Below are 16166 nucleotides of genomic sequence, written 5' to 3'. Positions count from 1 at the left end.
TTATGGTCTTTCCTGCCCATAACTGTATTGCTGATCGCTAACGGCGGAGAAATGAACACAGAGGAATGAACGATGAAAATAAAGCCCATTGATGCAACGCCGTCTTCAACGTTGTATGAGCAAGTTGCCGATCGGATTCGCACGTTGATCAGCGAAGGTACATTACAAGACGGCGATCGCTTACCGTCTGTTCGCAAGCTTCATCAGCAACTCTCCATCAGTATCTCGACTGTTCTTGAAGCCTATCGCTCTCTTGAAGATCAAGGAGTGATTGAAGCTCGTCCGCAGTCAGGCTATTTTGTCAAGCCCGTTCACCTCAACCCTCCAGATGAACCCCATCAGTGTACGTTGCCAAAACAAGCGCTTCCCGTTGATATTTCTCTAGCGTTTCGAGTCAGTGAAACGATGCGCGATACCTGCAATGTTGGCTTAGGAACAGCGGTTCCCGGTATTGAATTGCTGCCTGTTGACGCATTAAATCGGTTGATGGGAAAAATCTTGCGGACAAATCCTGCGCTCCTGCACACCTACAGTCCATCGAATGGATGTGAAGCGTTGCGCCATGAGGTTGCCAAACGATTAATGGAGGCAGGATGTTCTTTATCTCCCGATGACTTAGTCATTACCAATGGTGCAACCGAGGCGATTCATTTAGCATTGCGAGCTGTGACGAAACCAGGAGACATCGTAGCGATCGAGTCGCCGACCTATTATGGATTTCTAGAAATCTTAGAATCTTTGCACCTCAAAGCGTTGGAAATTTCAACTCATCCAAAAGATGGAATCTCCCTTGAGCAGTTGGAAATTGCCCTCGAACAACGCCCTATTGCCGCTTGTCTTCTAGTGTCCAACTTTAGTAATCCATTGGGCAGTTGTATGAGTGACTCGAAGAAAAAGCACCTTCTGGAACTGCTCGAACGCTATGACGTACCTTTGATTGAAGATGACACCTACGGCGAGACGTTTCTGTCAGGGCATCGGCCTAAAGCGATTAAAGCGTTTGATACAACAGAACGGGTGTTGTATTGTGCATCGGTTAGCAAAACGCTGTCGCCTGGATTGAGAATTGGTTGGTGTGCGCCAGGACGCTATCAGATGAAGGTTCAACAGTTGAAAATGGCAATGAACTGGACAACCGCGATCGCACCTCAACTGACGGTCGCCGCATTTCTATCGACGGGCAGTTACGATCGCCATCTTCGCCATCTCCGCCGCGCTTATCAAGCCCAGCTTTCCCGCATGACTCAAGCCATTTGTGAGTATTTCCCCTGCCCAACGCGAGTCACTCGACCCGGCGGCGGGCATGTGCTGTGGCTAGAATTACCCAATGAATTTGACGCGATGGCACTCTACGAAAAGGCGCTGGAACATCGCATTAGCGTGGCTCCTGGTAATATGTTTTCGCCCTCTGGAAACTATACAAACTGTCTCCGGTTAAATTGTGGACTGCCGTGGTCACAAACCATTAATGACGCGATGCAAACGCTAGGATCTCTAGTTAAACAGCAGTTGGCTAAGAAGATGCTGGGCGTCGAGGAAAGAAATGATGGTTTAGAATAGACCTCATTTGTGGCCACTATGAACCTTATAAACAAACTGCTCAACGTTTACTACCTCAGGGTGATTGCCCTGTTATTAAGTTGCACGGGGCTATTTCTTGCTAGTTGGATTGTCGTGCCCCCTCCCGTGATTGCAGTGCTGCCGTTAGCCGTGGGCGCAGCGGAGGTGAGTCCTTGGCTGATTGGACTCAATGCGATCGCAACGTTAATTGCCCTCAAGCTGTTGTCAAACCGGGGATCTTATGTCGTGTTGGGGATCAGTATAGTGGCGTTAGTCATCAGTACATTGCCGCTGGTGCAGTTTTCGGGAGCCAATCAGGAAGCTGCGATCTCCATGAAAGTGGGTCTCGGTGAAACGTACTTAACTCAAATCTCTCAAGCGAAAATGCGTCCTGATCCGTTTGTTTTGATCGATGCATTTCGCGGAATCCCGACTCAAGAGATCCGTAAAACAACAGGAATTCAAGTGGCGAGTCCTGATGGCGTTCAGTTAACGATGAATGCATACCGCCCGATGGAGCCGGGTAAAAATCCAACCATTATCATGATTTACGGAGGAGCGTGGGTAACGGGTTCTCCGTCCGCCAATGAAAATTTTAGCCAATACATGGCGGCTCGCGGATATACCGTAATGGCAATCGATTATCGTCATGCACCTCAGTATAAGTTCCCAACACAGATAGCAGATATTAAAACTGCACTTGAGTTTATTCAGCAACATGCTAATGAATACGATATTGATATTAATAGAATTGCATTGATGGGCCGTTCGGCAGGCGGGCACTTAGCAAAATTAACGGGCTTTCAATCTCAAGTGTTGCCAATTCGGGCGATCGTCAGTTACTACAGTCCAGTGGAGCTGACCCTTGGCTATGAAGATCCGCCCTCTCCTGACCCACTAGACATACAGGCTATTTTGCGATCGTTTCTAGGCGGCACTCCTCAAGAGTTGCCAGGATTATATCGGCAGGCATCTCCTTACGAATATGTGAAACCTGGATTGCCACCAACTCTGCTGATTTATGGCAAGCGTGATCACGTCGTTCAATCAAAATATGGACGCGCCTTGTATGAAAAGTTAAATAAAAATGGCAATACTACTGTATTCATTGAAGTTCCATGGGCAGAACATGCGTTTGATGCCGTGTTTAATGGAGTGGGTAATCAACTAGCCCTATATTACACCGAGCGGTTTCTAGCTTGGGCATTGCGTTAGCTCACATCCTATACCCGCTCCTATCGCCCAACGTAAAATCCTAAGTGGCTCGCCACCGGGCGTTCTCGCATCGGTAATCGAGTCTGAATTGGTGCATTTAAAACCTGCGCTCCTGTTGGCGTTTCCACAGCTAGAGTTACAGATCCACCGCCATCTAAGTTTAGAGCAGCATCGGCTCCCAATTGGGTCACAATATAGTCTGTCAATTCGGCGATCGTTAGCCCTTCGCTATAGCGAAACTGCTTTCCATCAACCACCACTAACCAAACTTTCTCACCTGTTTTATCGATCGCAATGGCTGTGCGTGGATATGGCTCATCTTTTTTTGCCACGTCTGGGGGCAGAGACACAGGTTTGCCTTGCTTCACTAATACATCATTTCCCGCGATCGCCTGTGCCGTCCCCGCCGGACACACTCCAAGCTTATCGATTTGAGCGCGATTTTGGGCCGAAAAGCAGAGCGTAGACCAATCATACTGAGGCAAAGAATAGGTTGTCCCGTTGGAGACGACTTGGCCTGTATTGTTTGCCCCATCCCCACTACGAGGATAGAAATCCCACGGCGCTAATTCTCGAAACGGATAGAAAAAATTGGCGTTAATGGCAACCTGAACGCGAAATTCCCTAAGAAACTCTGAAACGGTTCGCGCTTTGACTTCTGGCCTATTTCGCTCTGCCCGAACTCCCGGAGTGGCAAACACCTTCAGATTCTGAGCAGATAGATCTAAGCGAACAACGTGAATCATGACCGGACGGGGAAGGGCTATGGCATCCCGGGTGTAGGTCACATTGGGAAAGAGCGATCGCGTCTCATCCGTACGAGGGGGACGAGAGAATTGCGCCAAAACGTACAGCAAGATTGGAATACTGAGCAATCCTCCCACTAAAATACTGAAAATCGGTTTAAGATGTCCCGGAAAATGCAGTTTCATCATTGTTATTGAGGATTGAGTGACTGGGAATTGATGGTAACAACTTACACATCACATGGTTTACTGTACTTCAGGCTGAATCTTGCAATTTCCGCTATGCCGAACTTCACTCACCAAAATCTTCAAAATCGCTCCTTCAAAGCGCAGAATCTAGCTGGATCTGACTTTCAGGGTGCAGACATTCGAGGGTGCAACTTCAAAAATGCTCAGTTGAATGGGGCAAATTTTACAGGCGCGATCACAGGTCTGAGCAGACGGCAGAAAGTTGGTTTGGTCTTGCTGACGATCAGCGTTGCACTCGTTAGCGGAGATGCGGTTTCTCGGCTCGTGTTGAATACGATCTCACAATCGCCCTTAGACAAGAGTGCAGAATTCATTCCTGTCCTGGCTATCATCCTCAGTGTGACGAGCGTTTGTTCCACACTGGCTGCGCTGTGGCCTAACACGAAACGAGGACAAATCGCCCGAATCACCACTGCGACGTTATGCGGTGCATTAATGGGATTCACCATCGCCTTCTTTTACGGATCAGCACTGCACCATTATCTCACGATCTACGAGCTACATCACCCCGATACAATACCCCTAGAGCTTTATGACGCGACTCGACGTTTAGCCGGACAGCGCACTAGACTGGCTCAGCGAGGAATCGTGATTGGCGCGATCGCGCTCCTGCTGTTGACGCGATTTAGACATACTCCAGCCTTTAAAGTCGCGATCGCCATTGCCGGAACCATTGTCAGCTACGGGGCTGCTTTTTTCTGGGGCACAACAGCAGGCGCGTTTCTCAGCACGCATGAGTTTGGGTTTGGAGTGTTACTAAGCCTTGCGACGGTGTTCTACTTGGGGTGTACAACTCTGTCGCTGCGATCAATTGTCTACCACTGGAAAAACGTCACTGGCACCTCGTTTCGAGAAGCCGATTTGACGGATGCAACGTTTAAGAATACAGACTTACGGCACACAGACTTTTCTAAAGCGATTGGCTACATCGCTACGGATTTGAGGTAAAGTCAGCTATACTCGACCGCTAATAGTGCTATGGATCTGCTACTGCTTGGGGCTGCGATCGTTGTTACGTTTTTGGTATTTACATGGCTTGTCAAAGTAGTCAAAGCCACGGTAAAAACGGCACTTCTAGTTGCGATCGTACTGTTTGCCTTGCAGTTTATTGGCATTGGGCCTGACAAGGTGACACAAGAGATCGGTCAAATAGGCCAATTCCTGTGGCAACTTGTGCAGGGTCTAAGTACAGGACAAAAATCGTAAAACAGCAAAATATCCAGCCATGCGGCTCTCTAGATTCAGCAGAATCTGCCGAGCCAGATTCACCGTTTTGAACCGATACAGGGCGACGAGGAACAAAGCCAGAAAGGTGACTCGTGCACCATGCCAGCCGAGATGAGGCTCCCAGGTGCAGCGTAATTCGGTAATCTGATGCATAGGGTCTCATATCATTTATTGCTATTTGCATGAAACCCTTTCCTGTTCCCACTTTGCAAGTTTTTGTCCCGTACTTAGTTGATTTGCATATGATCTTCTACCAAAGGGATGGGGTAGAGAGGATGGGGATTTTACAATATAAGTTTTGTCAGCTCTAAAGCTTCATCCCAGAAGAATTTACAGGTGGATTTACATTCTTGCTAAGCATCTGTATTGCCTAGTTCACCAGCAAACTGTGACTGGATGAATGGCGATCGCGATCGCTAAGATAGACTTCTGTTCATCATTCAGCATCTCCCTTGAAGAATTCTGTCGTTTCCGCCTCATCGCCTAGGTTGACTAGAATTGGCGCACTCTATGCTGTTTTAGCGTATACCGCTTGGGGGATTGTTCCACTGTACTGGAAGTTGTTCGGACAAATTCCAGCCTTAGAAATCCTCAGCCACCGAATCATTTGGTCGATGGTCTTTCTAACTGTACTTCTTGTGCTTCAACAGCGTGGAGCTGAGTTGCGTCAATTAGCACGCGACCCTAAAACGCTGAGTGCTTTACTAATGACAACTGTTCTGATTTCCTTCAACTGGGGATTGTTCATCTACAGCATTACGATCAATCAGGTTGTTGAAGCGAGTTTGGGATACTACATCAATCCTCTGGTCAGTGTGTTACTGGGATCTGTGTTTCTCAAAGAGCGATTGAATCGGGGGCAAACGATCGCGGTGGTGCTGGCGGCAGTGGGAGTAGCAAACTTTGTAAGGAACTTTGGTCAAATCCCTTGGATTGCGATTGGTTTAGCCGGATCGTTTGCGCTGTATGGTTTTCTGCGTAAACTAATTCCGGTCACGCCACTGGTCGGCTTAACGGTAGAAACAGGCTTAGCAACTCCTGCCGCATTGATATTCGTTGAATACTTGGCAAGCCAGGGAACAGGACATTTAGGGATCAATGGATGGCTGACCGCTTTGTTTGTCGGCTGTGGTGTGGTGACTTCATTTCCGCTGCTCTGGTTCAACAATGCCGCTAAACGGTTACGGCTCTCAACATTGGGATTTTTTCAGTACCTTGCACCCAGTCTGCAGCTTTTGTTAGGCGTGTTCCTCTACCATGAGCCTTTCACTCTGACTCACACTGTCACCTTTACCTTGATTTGGACAGCGCTTGTGATTTACTCAGTAACTTCCTTGAGGACGGGGCAAGTGGCAACATAAAACTTAGACTCTTCTCAACGCAACCTGTACTCGCGCAACAAACTCGGATTCACGATCAAATGTTCAAGCACTTGCTTTGATTTCAACTGTGTCTAATCTAACTGCCCGTTTTTTTCGGTTTTTCAAGTATCTCAACATTGGGGTGATATCAGAAGTGATTCGCCGCAGTGGGCAGCATCGTTTATTTGGTCTATCCGCAGAAATCGCTTATAACGCTGTCTTTGCGCTATTTCCAGCAATTCTGGTCGTTCTAACCGCGATCGGGCTGCTGAATATTCCAGAGTCAGAATTTCGTCACTTCACTCATCAAGTGAGTGGCGTCATCCCAAATGAAGCAATGATACTGATTCAAAAAGTTCTGCCGCAACTGAGTATCGCCCGCACTCGGGGACTTTTCTCGCTCAGTTTCCTGGCAGCGATTTGGGTGTCCTCCAGCGTGCTAGGAGCGGCAATGGCGGCGTTAGATCAAATTCATCAAATCCCTCGCGATCGCGTTCGTCCCTTCTGGAAGGCAAAGCTGGTCTCGATTGGACTGAGTTTAGGAACCTTTCTATTGCTCGTCATCGCTTTGCTGGTCATCTTTATTGGTGATGTGAGCGTCACGGTTGTGGCGCAGCGCAGCGGCACGATGGCTCCCAGCCTGTTTCGGTACTGGCATCTGCTGAGTCTACCGATCGCGTTAGGAATTGTGGCGCTCTCCCTTGGTTTTATTTACCGTTTTGGAACGAGTCGCTGGCGCAAAGGAACCCCAATTATGCCGGGAGCCATTTTGGCAGCGCTCCTGTGGGCAGTTCTCTCTGGGCTACTTCGGTTTTATGTTTCACGCTTTGGCTACTATAACCAAGCCTATGGCGCGATCGGGGCAGCCATCATCCTGCTGTTGTGGCTCTACCTCAGTGCATTTGCGATGTTATTGGGGAGTGAGTTAAATGTCGTGGTGGGAGACGCCATGCGACAGAAATCAAGGCAAAGGGAAGGGCTAGTGAACTAGACTTGTGGAGAAAGACAATCAAAGGCGGCGTTGCTGAAGTGTAATGCTAGATTTGGCACAAAGATCGTCAACTTATGGGGTAGATGAAGCGCATTACAACTAGCTAATCTAAGTACAGGACAAAAAGTACAAGACAAAAACCTTTGTCCTGTACTTAGCCTCAATTCATACTTCTATTATTCAACGCCCGGAATTTTATTAGATGACAGTTGAACTCTCATGCACCAGAGTTATTTTTAAATGCCTTCATGTTCGCATCTACAGCATTCATGAAGCCCCGATTATTCACAATCGTCCTAGGTAATTGATTGGCTTTGATTGCTGCTTCAACCACATCTTGAGCAGTCAACTTTCCTTGATTGCAGCCATCGGCAAAGGCTCCATACCCTCTCAGTCCTTGGTTACGAAAGTATCCTTGATACGCCAAGAAAACTACATCATATGGGGTCATAGACGGAATTGCAGAATTGGAACCTGCTGTAAAATTCGCGATCGTTGATTCTGCACGAGCCATTGGCACAGAAAACCCAACGAGCAGGAGCAGGAGCGATCCAAGCGTGAGTATCCGATAATGCATTCGTGTTCTCCTGATTCATTCCGTGAATTTTGAATGTTCAACAATTAGCGCCGATTACTTTGAATTCTTACAGTAACTTCTCGTAATCTTGCTTAAAGTCGTCAATTAAAATCCTCAGAGATTCTATCAGACTTTCGCCAAAAAGCCACTGACTCTAGAACAACAAGTGGAGATGATTGTGTAAGGAAGCCGAGAGGGATCGTTTCAGCAGCGGGATCAGCAAATTGTAGAGGAAGTGTAGCGTCAGGTAATGGAAACTGGAAAAGCATGATGCAACACGCAAACTGGAAAGGTTATTGCATTGCTGCTTGGATCGGGCAAGCCTTGTTAGCGATCGCAGGCATTACTGCATGGGCACTCCAGTTAATGAGGCAAAGAATGATTCCAATTTATTCTGATTAACAAAACTTAATTCCAAGATCCACCGATTGGAAGACTTGCTAAAATCTGGTTTTAAGCAAGCTAATGGATAATTGTAATGAACTCTATAAATATGCTTGCTGCAATTCCTGAAGCATCTGTCCCTTCAATAGAGCTAATTATATTAACAGGATTTCTGGCTGTAGGATTGGCACTAATTCACCTGTTCTCTAGTCGATTACGGTTTCTTCAAGCAACTCCTCGTAGCTATTGGCTCTCATTTAGCAGTGGTGTTTCGGTTGCTTATGTGTTTGTACATATTCTGCCTGATCTAAGCGACGCCCAGAAAACGATCCAGCAAGACTTAAATGTAGAACTAGCGTTTCTAGAACATCACATCTATTTGTTGGCGTTATTTGGTCTAGCTGTATTTTACGGATTGGAACGAGCCGCGAAAATATCACGGCGACGAAGCCAAGAGATGGGCAATGGAGATGTGACCAGTACTGAAATGTTCTGGCTACACATGGCTTCCTTTGCTATTTATAATGCGTTGATTGGCTACCTGCTGCTGCATCGGGAAGTGTCAGGGTTAACAAGTCTGCTATTTTTCGCGATCGCTATGGCCCTGCACTTTATCGTGAATGACTATGGCTTGCGCGAACACCACAAGAAGATGTACGACCACGCCGGACGCTGGATTTTAGCCGCTGCTGTGATTGCAGGTTGGGCGATCGGTAGTGGCACAAAACTCTCTAACGCTGCGATCGCAATTCTGTTTGCATTTTTAGCGGGTGGTATTGTGCTTAATGTATTAAAAGAAGAACTGCCAGAAGAACGAGAAAGCCGCTTCTGGGCATTTGCGGTGGGGGCAGTTGGATATGCTGCGCTGCTGCTGGTGTTGTAGCTGCTGTTTCAGAATTTCTCCTTCTCCTACTAAGTCGTCCGGACTTTGATAGTGTTTCAGCAATTCATCGAGCAATTCAGGTCGAAATGTCATAATCGTTGTTCTTTCGGTTCAGAGGTTTATTAGATCAAACTTCTGACCCTCTGACACAGAACATTTTACAAACTCCGCCCGATAGCTTAACCTTTGACAACCTGAACAGTGAATTTGAGTTTGAATAGAGCGAATCACTAAAGTAATTTGCGTGTCTTCGGAATCGATCTCCCAACGCTCCAATCGGAGTTGCGATTCAGTTGGCAATAATTTTAGAAGCAGTTCCAATTGGAAGAAGAGAGCTAACACCCACCTTCCGAACTAAGATCAGATTTTTCTAGCTGGACGGCGGATGAACAACTTTCGCCGTTTTCACACGTCTGCAACATCCATAGGGCTGCCAGTTCCTACGGCTTCGTTAGGCAACGGCTCGACGCCACCGCCATTGGGAGCGAGACCGTCCAACCCTTGCACAAGTCGATCGAGTTCCTGTTGCATCTGCATACAGACTTGCTCATAGCAGGCATCGACATAGTCCCGATCGTTTGCCGCTGCCCGACCTGCGCGCTCAAACACGATCGGCGCACACACCCGAGTGTGGATCTGCACAGGCAACGGAATGTTAGGCAACGGACCCACTGCTAATCCCCACGGCAATCCTAGGTAAACGGGAAAGACGATCGGATCAATCCCCAACGGCCACGGCATTCCCCACTCGTGCAGTTGTCGCAGTTGCGGGTAGAGATTCGCCAGAATGATCAGCGTCTCGTGAGCACCGATCGAGATCGCCGGAACAATGGGCACCCCTTCTCGCAGGGCGAGTTTAATAAACCCTTTCCGTCCTGCAAAGTGAATGCGATGACGATCGTGGTGCGGTCGCCATAAATCTTCAGCGCCGCCAGGGTAGACCAAGACTGCTGCATCCTTTTGCAGAGCAGCCGCTGCCATGTGAGGATGCGCTCGGATGGCTCCTAATTGCACCGTCAGTTTGGAATACCCAGGAACCATCCAGACGTTGGGGTGCATCAGCCCATACACTAATCGTTCTGCACCAAAGCGGTGAAACCAGTCCACCATAAACATCAAGGTGTCTGGGGCGATCATGCCGCCATTGTGAGATCCGACAATCAACATCTTTCCCGATGGGGGTAAGTGCTGCCAGCCATCGCTTGTCACCCGAAAATAGTGGCGATAGAGCCAGTCTCCTAACGGCAGAAGGGCTTGAATGACGCTGGGGTCTCGTCCCTCTAGTGACCAGCCATCAAACCGATTTTCTCTCGCTTTTTTGCTATCCCAATCCCTAGTCATGGATGTTCTCAAAGAGTCAGCTACCCACTATAAACGAAAGGGGTCAGCACTGACTTCTTTAATTCTCGGCGGTTCTAAATAACGCAGCTTTGCTGGATTTTAGGTATTGCAGTCAACTCATACCAAATCAATCGTTGCGGCAAATGCCCTAAAAAATCTCTCGCAACAGGGACAGCAAGAGTAGGGAAGCACTTCTTGGGAAGCTCTGCAACGCTAATCGTCCTGTGCGTTCAATCGCTCCATCCCTCGATTCAGTATCTTCCCTAGTCGGTTCGTGCCATCGACGCGTCGATTCAGTATCTCTCCTAGTCGATTGATTCAGTATCTTCCCTAACCAATGCAGTCCATTGACCCGTCAATTCAGTATCTTCCCTAGTCAGTTTGTGCCATTGGCTCGTCAAGTGAGGCTATTGAGTCACTATTGTTGAGGATTGATGTTGAGGATTGACCCATCGAGTGTCGTCCTGCGATCAGAATGAGTATCCGACACCCTGAAGGCAGTTGACCTCATTCCTAGCAGATCTTGTTTAACTTGGTATTACTCCTGTAAGCAAAGGAGAAAGCTTACAGTGCTACAGTTTATTTCTCAGTTGTGACAGCCTTTCTTAAGCCCGTGGATCTATTTGACTTGCCTCGTCGCGCTTCTGAAGAAGCCCCACTTGCTGCTCGAATGCGGCCCAGAACGATCGATGAATTTATTGGACAAACCGAGATCGTTGGTCAAGGACGATTATTACGCCGCGCCATTCAAGCGGATCAGTTGTCTTCGCTGATCTTCTCCGGCCCACCAGGAACCGGAAAAACTACGATCGCACAAATCATTGCCAACACTACGAAGGCTCATTTCATTGCGATCAATGCGGTTCTTGCAGGTATTAAAGACATTCGAGACGCGATCGCAACTGCCCAGGAGCGATATCGACAATCGAATCAGCGCACGATTCTCTTTGTCGATGAAGTCCATCGATTCAACAAAGCGCAACAAGATGCGCTGCTGCCGTGGGTGGAAAATGGAACTGTTATTCTGATTGGAGCGACGACCGAGAATCCTTACTTTGAAGTCAACAAAGCGTTGGTCAGTCGATCGCGCATTTTCCAACTCAAACCACTCACGTTTGACGACCTGAAGCAAGTGGTTGAGCAAGCGTTGCACGATCGCACTCGTGGCTATGGAACCTTAAATATTGCTCTTGATCCAGACGCACTTGATCATTTGGTGAATGTTGCAAATGGGGATGCTAGATCGCTCCTCAATGCACTGGAACTAGCTGTCAAAACGACACCACCGAACGACCAAGGTATCATTCATCTCACCATGACGATCGCGGAAGAGTCGATCCAGCAACGCGCGGTTCTGTATGACAAAGAAGGCGATGCCCACTTTGACACGATTAGCGCCTTCATTAAAAGCTTGCGCGGTTCTGATCCAGATGCGGCGATGTATTGGTTGGCGCGGATGGTGTATGCCGGAGAAGATCCGCGATTCCTCTTTCGTCGCATGCTGATTTTAGCGGGCGAAGATGTGGGACTCGCTGATCCGAATGCGATCGTGGTTGTGAATGCTTGTGCTACGGCGTTTGATCGGGTGGGAATGCCGGAAGGTCGCTATCCGCTGGCGCAAGCAGCACTGTATCTTGCGACTGCACCCAAATCAAACAGTGTAATGGGCTTTTTCGATGCGCTATCTGCTGTGGAGCGAGAACGCGAAGCAGAAGTACCGCTGCATCTGCGCGACTCGAATCGCGACCGACAGGGGTTTGGAGATGGAGCAGGCTATCTCTATCCGCACTCGTATCGAGAACATTGGGTCGCACAGCAGTACCTACCCAGCAATTTGCAAGGTCAAGTGTTTTATCAACCGTCAGAGCAAGGATTTGAAGGCTCGATTCGAATCAGGGTGCAGCGCGATCGCGAAGCGCAACTGGCGGCCTTGATCGAAGGAATCGGAATTGAGATGCCTGAAACGCTCACGGTAAGTCCTGCCAATTCGAGTGTAGATCGATGGATAGCCCGCTCGCTCGGTCAAGTGGGAGAAACGCTAGGGAAGGTTCGCGATCGCATTTTTACGATCGCACAGCCGCAGCGCCATCATGTGATTCTCGATTTGAATGCAGGTAGCGGTTTGCTCGTGTGGGAAGCGATTCGTCAAGTTCCCGAAGGAGGTGTGTATGCTCGTGTGCAAAGTGAGAAAGACTTTGCGGCATTGAGTGAGCAAATGCAGTCCTTGCCGGAACTATCTCGTCCGATTCTGGTGCAAGCTTTGCCAGAGTCCATACCGTTCGATCGCATCATTGGACGCAACGCCCTTCAAGCTGAGGTCGATAAAGCGGATATGGTTGCATCACTCGCATCGCTGATGACAGCAAATGGGCGAGTTGTGTTAGCAGAATCCGTTCCACGAGCTGCCCAGCGATTGTATCGACTGGCTGATCCGTCTTGGGTAAACTCGAAACTGTACGATCGCTGGCAGCAAGCCGAGGAAGCAATTTATAGCCAGTCTGCGGATCCTAAGCTGAATTGGACGACCCAAGACTTGCACTCTTACTTTGAGCAAGTAGGCTTCGAGGTCGAGTTGCAAACCGAGCAGACCCAAACCGAGGTATATCTATCGGAATCGTTGATTGATCGTTGGTTTACCTCTAACCCAAGTCAACTCACCTATGCAGATCACCTCGCTCGCGTGTTGTCCCCCACTGAACTCGCCCAAATTCAGCGGATTTTCTCGACTCGCTTGACTAATCAAACGGTGATTTGGAGCAGTCAGACAGCGTGGATTCAAGCCAGAAAATCCACGTCCTAAATTTCTCTATATCAGGACTTACGCACTGGTGACATCAAAACACTGACCTTATAACGACACGAACCTAGACTTCATCACAGAAGCAATATTCCTTACGCTAGAAGCAAGGTTCGTTACGGCAGAAGCAGCCTTCCTTCCGTCGAAAGCAACCTTCCTTAAACTAGAAGCAACCTTCCTTGCGTTGGGAAGCAACCTTCCTTACACCAGAAGCAACCTTCCTTAAACTAGAAGCAACCTTCCTTGCGTTGGGAAGCAACTTTCCTTACACCAGAAGCAACCTTCCTTCCGTCGAAAGCAACCTTCCTTGCGCCAGAAGCAACCTTCCTTCCGTCGAAAGCAACCTTCCTTGCGCCAGAAGCAACCCTCCTTCCGTCGAAAGCAACCTTCCTTGCGCCAGAAGCAACCCTCCTTCCGTCGAAAGCAACCTTCCTTGCGCCAGAAGCAACCTCCTTACCACAGGCACTCTGTTTGTAAAGACCTACGGCTGCACTGAAACATCTGTAATGATTTACGTAAGTCCTATACCTACGTATTTAAGTTGGTCATCCATTGACGTTATCTAGGGTATGAAGCTGGTTTCTACTGACGTTTAGCTTCAAGTCTGGACAGGCAGTGGACAAAACAACATCCAAGCATTTCCTTCATTTCTCCCGCTCCCTGATCGTAAAACCAATCGCTAGAATCAAACTATATCCTGCTGATTGAGTGGAAGAGCGATGTTAACTTGCTTGATGAGGTCTTGGATTCGGACTGGTACAATTAGCGCCCTGTGCAACTCTGTAGGAATTGCTGCACTTGTAACCACCAGCCTCTTAAGTTCCCCCGCGATGAGCGCCGATCGCAACCTTGGAAAACTCGCTGCGCAAACGTCTACATCGGGGCTGCCGATCGTGCGATCGTCGATCTTGCAGCCAAATTTGCGGGTGCCGTGGTCGCAGCCTGTGAGAGTGATTGATCCGTTTGAGGGAGAATCGCTCGCGGTCTTTGATCAAAATTATTTTCCGAGATCGTTCCGCAATACCAATAGTCAAGTCAAGGTCGTTAGTCTGTGGAAGCCTGACTCGGTGCGTGTGCTGTTGGCTTACAGTGGACGAGAATGTGCGATTAGCTCTAGGCATAACTTTGGAGGACTCGCTCGGCATTCATTCCCGTTTCATCGTCGGTTACATGCCTCAAGGTTTGGATATTATCCGTTTGGATATTTTTATGATGACTTTCCCGATTCTATTTGCGTTGCTAATAATGGCGTTCAAAAGATTACCGAGCTATCAGTCAAAGCGGGCGATCGCGTTTTTCAGCTCCAGAACAAAAACGGGCAGTTTCCAATCAATCCAGAATTAGCAACTGCGCTCAGGAATGCGCCACAGAACGTTCAACTCAGAGCGATCGCGGATAACGGCGAAGTAGTGGATAGTGCGATCGGTCAAGGAACCGTCAAAGCGTGGAGAAGCATTTACTGATTCGCAAATAGATTTGTTTTGCGGTTGAGAACATCGGTGATGAGAAATTCCGTGTGTCTCGGGATTGTCTCGCTGCACGATCGCATATGGTTCTTCTGTAGGATTTGTAGATGTTAGAGTTAGCATGATATTTTGCTGTTGAAAATCATATTTCGACAAGCATTTGAATGGAAAATTGATTATTTTATTTGTGCTGAATCATTGTGAATATGCGGAGTAGATGGTGCTATTCTCATTTACAAAACTTACATTTACAAACATAGAGCAAAGTACAAACACAGAGAAAATTAGAAGAAATTTATGCCTGGACACGACATTATTGTTATCGGAGCTTCAGCAGGTGGACTCAAAGCACTCGGTGTGATCGTTAGCGCTCTGCCTGCTGATATAAATGCTGCTATCTTGATCGTTCAGCACCTCGATCCCAATCGAGCGAGTATGATCCCCGACATTCTGACAGAGGTAGGGTCTCTGCCAGCCTCTCACCCAAAGGACGGAGAGAAGCTTCAACCGGGGCGAATTTATGTTGCGCCGCCCGATCATCACTTGTTGGTGAATCAAGGATACGTACGGGTCGTGCGCGGACCTCAAGAAAACCGATTTAGACCCGCCGTTGATGCGCTGTTTCGTTCTGCCGCCCTCGCTTATGGTTCTAGGGTGGTAGGAGCGGTGTTGACGGGTTTTCTCGATGATGGCACCGTAGGATTGCAAGCGATCAAGAAACGCGGCGGGGTCGCGATCGTACAAGATCCGAAAGAAGCAGAATACCCCAGCATGGTGAAGAATGCCTTGCGATTTGTCAAAGTCGATCATTGTCTGCCGCTTGCCGAAATTCCCGCCCTTCTCGTCCGTTTATCCACTGAATCCGCAGAACCGGAGGAAGCGTACCCAGTGACTAAAGAAATCGAAATTGAATCTAAAATTGCTGAACAGCAACTGAACACCCAGGAATTTCTGGAAAACGTTGAATCGATTGGAACCCGAACAACCTACACCTGTCCTGAGTGTAACGGGAGCATTTGGCAGATTGGTGACGAAGATCCGCTCCGGTTCCGCTGTCATACCGGGCATTCATTTACAGCGGATGCCTTCCTATCCGAGCAAACGCAGAATCTAGAAAATGCCCTTTGGTCAGCAATTCGGGTGATGGAGGAAAAAGTCACGTTTTCGCGCCAAATGGCAGGGCGAATGAAAGGTCACAACTTACAAAAGGCAGCCCTGAAATATGAGGATCATGCAAAGAGCTTGGATGAAGAAGTGTCATTGATTCGAGGAATTATTCTGAGTGGCTTTGCGACAAAACGCACTGAAATCGAAAATGAGGAAGGAACATTTGTATAATTAAAAAAATTTTGTACGATTACTTTACTTG

Annotated in this window: 15 protein-coding genes and 1 pseudogene; 12 read left to right on the top strand and 4 right to left on the bottom strand. The window is 48.2% G+C overall.

What is annotated here, in order from left to right:
* The first annotated feature begins 72 nt into the window (after positions 1–72).
* A complete protein-coding gene (locus AC5I6P_RS27780; protein WP_495697021.1) occupies positions 73–1560 on the top strand; it encodes an aminotransferase-like domain-containing protein in 1488 nt (495 codons plus the stop codon).
* A gap of 18 nt (positions 1561–1578) precedes the next feature.
* Positions 1579–2775, top strand: coding sequence for an alpha/beta hydrolase fold domain-containing protein (locus AC5I6P_RS27775; RefSeq protein ID WP_495697020.1), 1197 nt, complete (start codon positions 1579–1581; stop codon positions 2773–2775).
* A gap of 20 nt (positions 2776–2795) precedes the next feature.
* On the opposite strand, the gene AC5I6P_RS27770 is transcribed toward AC5I6P_RS27775, so the two are convergent.
* On the bottom strand, positions 2796–3710 hold the full coding sequence (locus tag AC5I6P_RS27770) for a phosphodiester glycosidase family protein (protein ID WP_495697019.1): 915 nt from the start codon (positions 3708–3710) through the stop codon (positions 2796–2798).
* Positions 3711–3803: 93 nt separating this feature from the next.
* Between AC5I6P_RS27770 and AC5I6P_RS27765 the strand changes: the two genes are divergently transcribed.
* Together AC5I6P_RS27765 and AC5I6P_RS27760 are read left to right on the top strand one after the other, a co-directional pair.
* Positions 3804–4718 carry a pentapeptide repeat-containing protein gene (locus tag AC5I6P_RS27765; protein WP_495697018.1) on the top strand — a complete coding sequence of 305 codons (915 nt, stop codon included), beginning with the start codon at positions 3804–3806 and terminating at the stop codon, positions 4716–4718.
* 30 nt (positions 4719–4748) lie between these two features.
* Positions 4749–4976, top strand: coding sequence for a hypothetical protein (locus AC5I6P_RS27760; protein ID WP_495697017.1), 228 nt, complete (start codon positions 4749–4751; stop codon positions 4974–4976).
* Positions 4977–5024: 48 nt separating this feature from the next.
* On the opposite strand, the pseudogene AC5I6P_RS27755 reads toward AC5I6P_RS27760, so the two are convergent.
* Positions 5025–5150: pseudogene (locus tag AC5I6P_RS27755) on the bottom strand (IS4 family transposase); the annotation flags it as partial.
* A 335-nt stretch (positions 5151–5485) separates the two neighbouring features.
* Here AC5I6P_RS27755 and rarD point away from each other — a divergent pair.
* Positions 5486–6358, top strand: a complete 873-nt coding sequence (rarD, locus tag AC5I6P_RS27750; RefSeq protein ID WP_495697016.1) for an EamA family transporter RarD — start codon at positions 5486–5488, stop codon at positions 6356–6358.
* Between the two features lie 88 nt (positions 6359–6446).
* Positions 6447–7349: a YihY/virulence factor BrkB family protein gene (locus AC5I6P_RS27745; RefSeq protein ID WP_495697015.1), complete on the top strand. Its 903-nt coding sequence runs from the start codon at positions 6447–6449 to the stop codon at positions 7347–7349.
* 217 nt (positions 7350–7566) lie between these two features.
* Here AC5I6P_RS27745 and AC5I6P_RS27740 read toward each other — a convergent pair whose 3' ends face one another.
* On the bottom strand, positions 7567–7926 hold the full coding sequence (locus AC5I6P_RS27740) for a hypothetical protein (RefSeq protein ID WP_495697014.1): 360 nt from the start codon (positions 7924–7926) through the stop codon (positions 7567–7569).
* A 267-nt stretch (positions 7927–8193) separates the two neighbouring features.
* Here AC5I6P_RS27740 and AC5I6P_RS27735 point away from each other — a divergent pair, with 267 nt between their 5' ends.
* Both AC5I6P_RS27735 and AC5I6P_RS27730 read left to right on the top strand, forming a co-directional pair.
* The gene (locus AC5I6P_RS27735) at positions 8194–8328 is read left to right on the top strand and encodes a hypothetical protein (protein WP_495697013.1); all 135 of its coding nucleotides are present in this window, start codon (positions 8194–8196) and stop codon (positions 8326–8328) included.
* A gap of 76 nt (positions 8329–8404) precedes the next feature.
* On the top strand, positions 8405–9193 hold the full coding sequence (locus AC5I6P_RS27730; RefSeq protein ID WP_495697012.1) for a hypothetical protein: 789 nt from the start codon (positions 8405–8407) through the stop codon (positions 9191–9193).
* A gap of 405 nt (positions 9194–9598) precedes the next feature.
* Here the strand turns inward: AC5I6P_RS27730 and AC5I6P_RS27725 are convergent, their stop codons facing one another.
* On the bottom strand, positions 9599–10534 hold the full coding sequence (locus tag AC5I6P_RS27725; RefSeq protein WP_495697011.1) for a lysophospholipid acyltransferase family protein: 936 nt from the start codon (positions 10532–10534) through the stop codon (positions 9599–9601).
* 592 nt (positions 10535–11126) lie between these two features.
* On the opposite strand from AC5I6P_RS27725, the gene AC5I6P_RS27720 reads away from it, so the two are divergent.
* The 4 genes from AC5I6P_RS27720 (at position 11127) to AC5I6P_RS27705 (ending at position 16135) form a co-directional block, all read left to right on the top strand.
* A complete protein-coding gene (locus AC5I6P_RS27720; RefSeq protein ID WP_495697010.1) occupies positions 11127–13334 on the top strand; it encodes an AAA family ATPase in 2208 nt (735 codons plus the stop codon).
* A gap of 240 nt (positions 13335–13574) precedes the next feature.
* Positions 13575–13808, top strand: a complete 234-nt coding sequence (locus AC5I6P_RS27715; protein ID WP_495697009.1) for a hypothetical protein — start codon at positions 13575–13577, stop codon at positions 13806–13808.
* Between the two features lie 242 nt (positions 13809–14050).
* Complete coding sequence (locus AC5I6P_RS27710; RefSeq protein WP_495697008.1) at positions 14051–14794, top strand: hypothetical protein; 744 nt, start codon at positions 14051–14053, stop codon at positions 14792–14794.
* A 300-nt stretch (positions 14795–15094) separates the two neighbouring features.
* Entirely contained in the window at positions 15095–16135 is a 1041-nt protein-coding gene (locus tag AC5I6P_RS27705; protein ID WP_495697007.1) for a chemotaxis protein CheB, read from the top strand.
* Positions 16136–16166: the final 31 nt, after the last annotated feature.

The organism is Myxacorys sp. (assembly GCF_059501405.1).
This window is presented reverse-complemented; position numbering and strand designations above follow the sequence as displayed.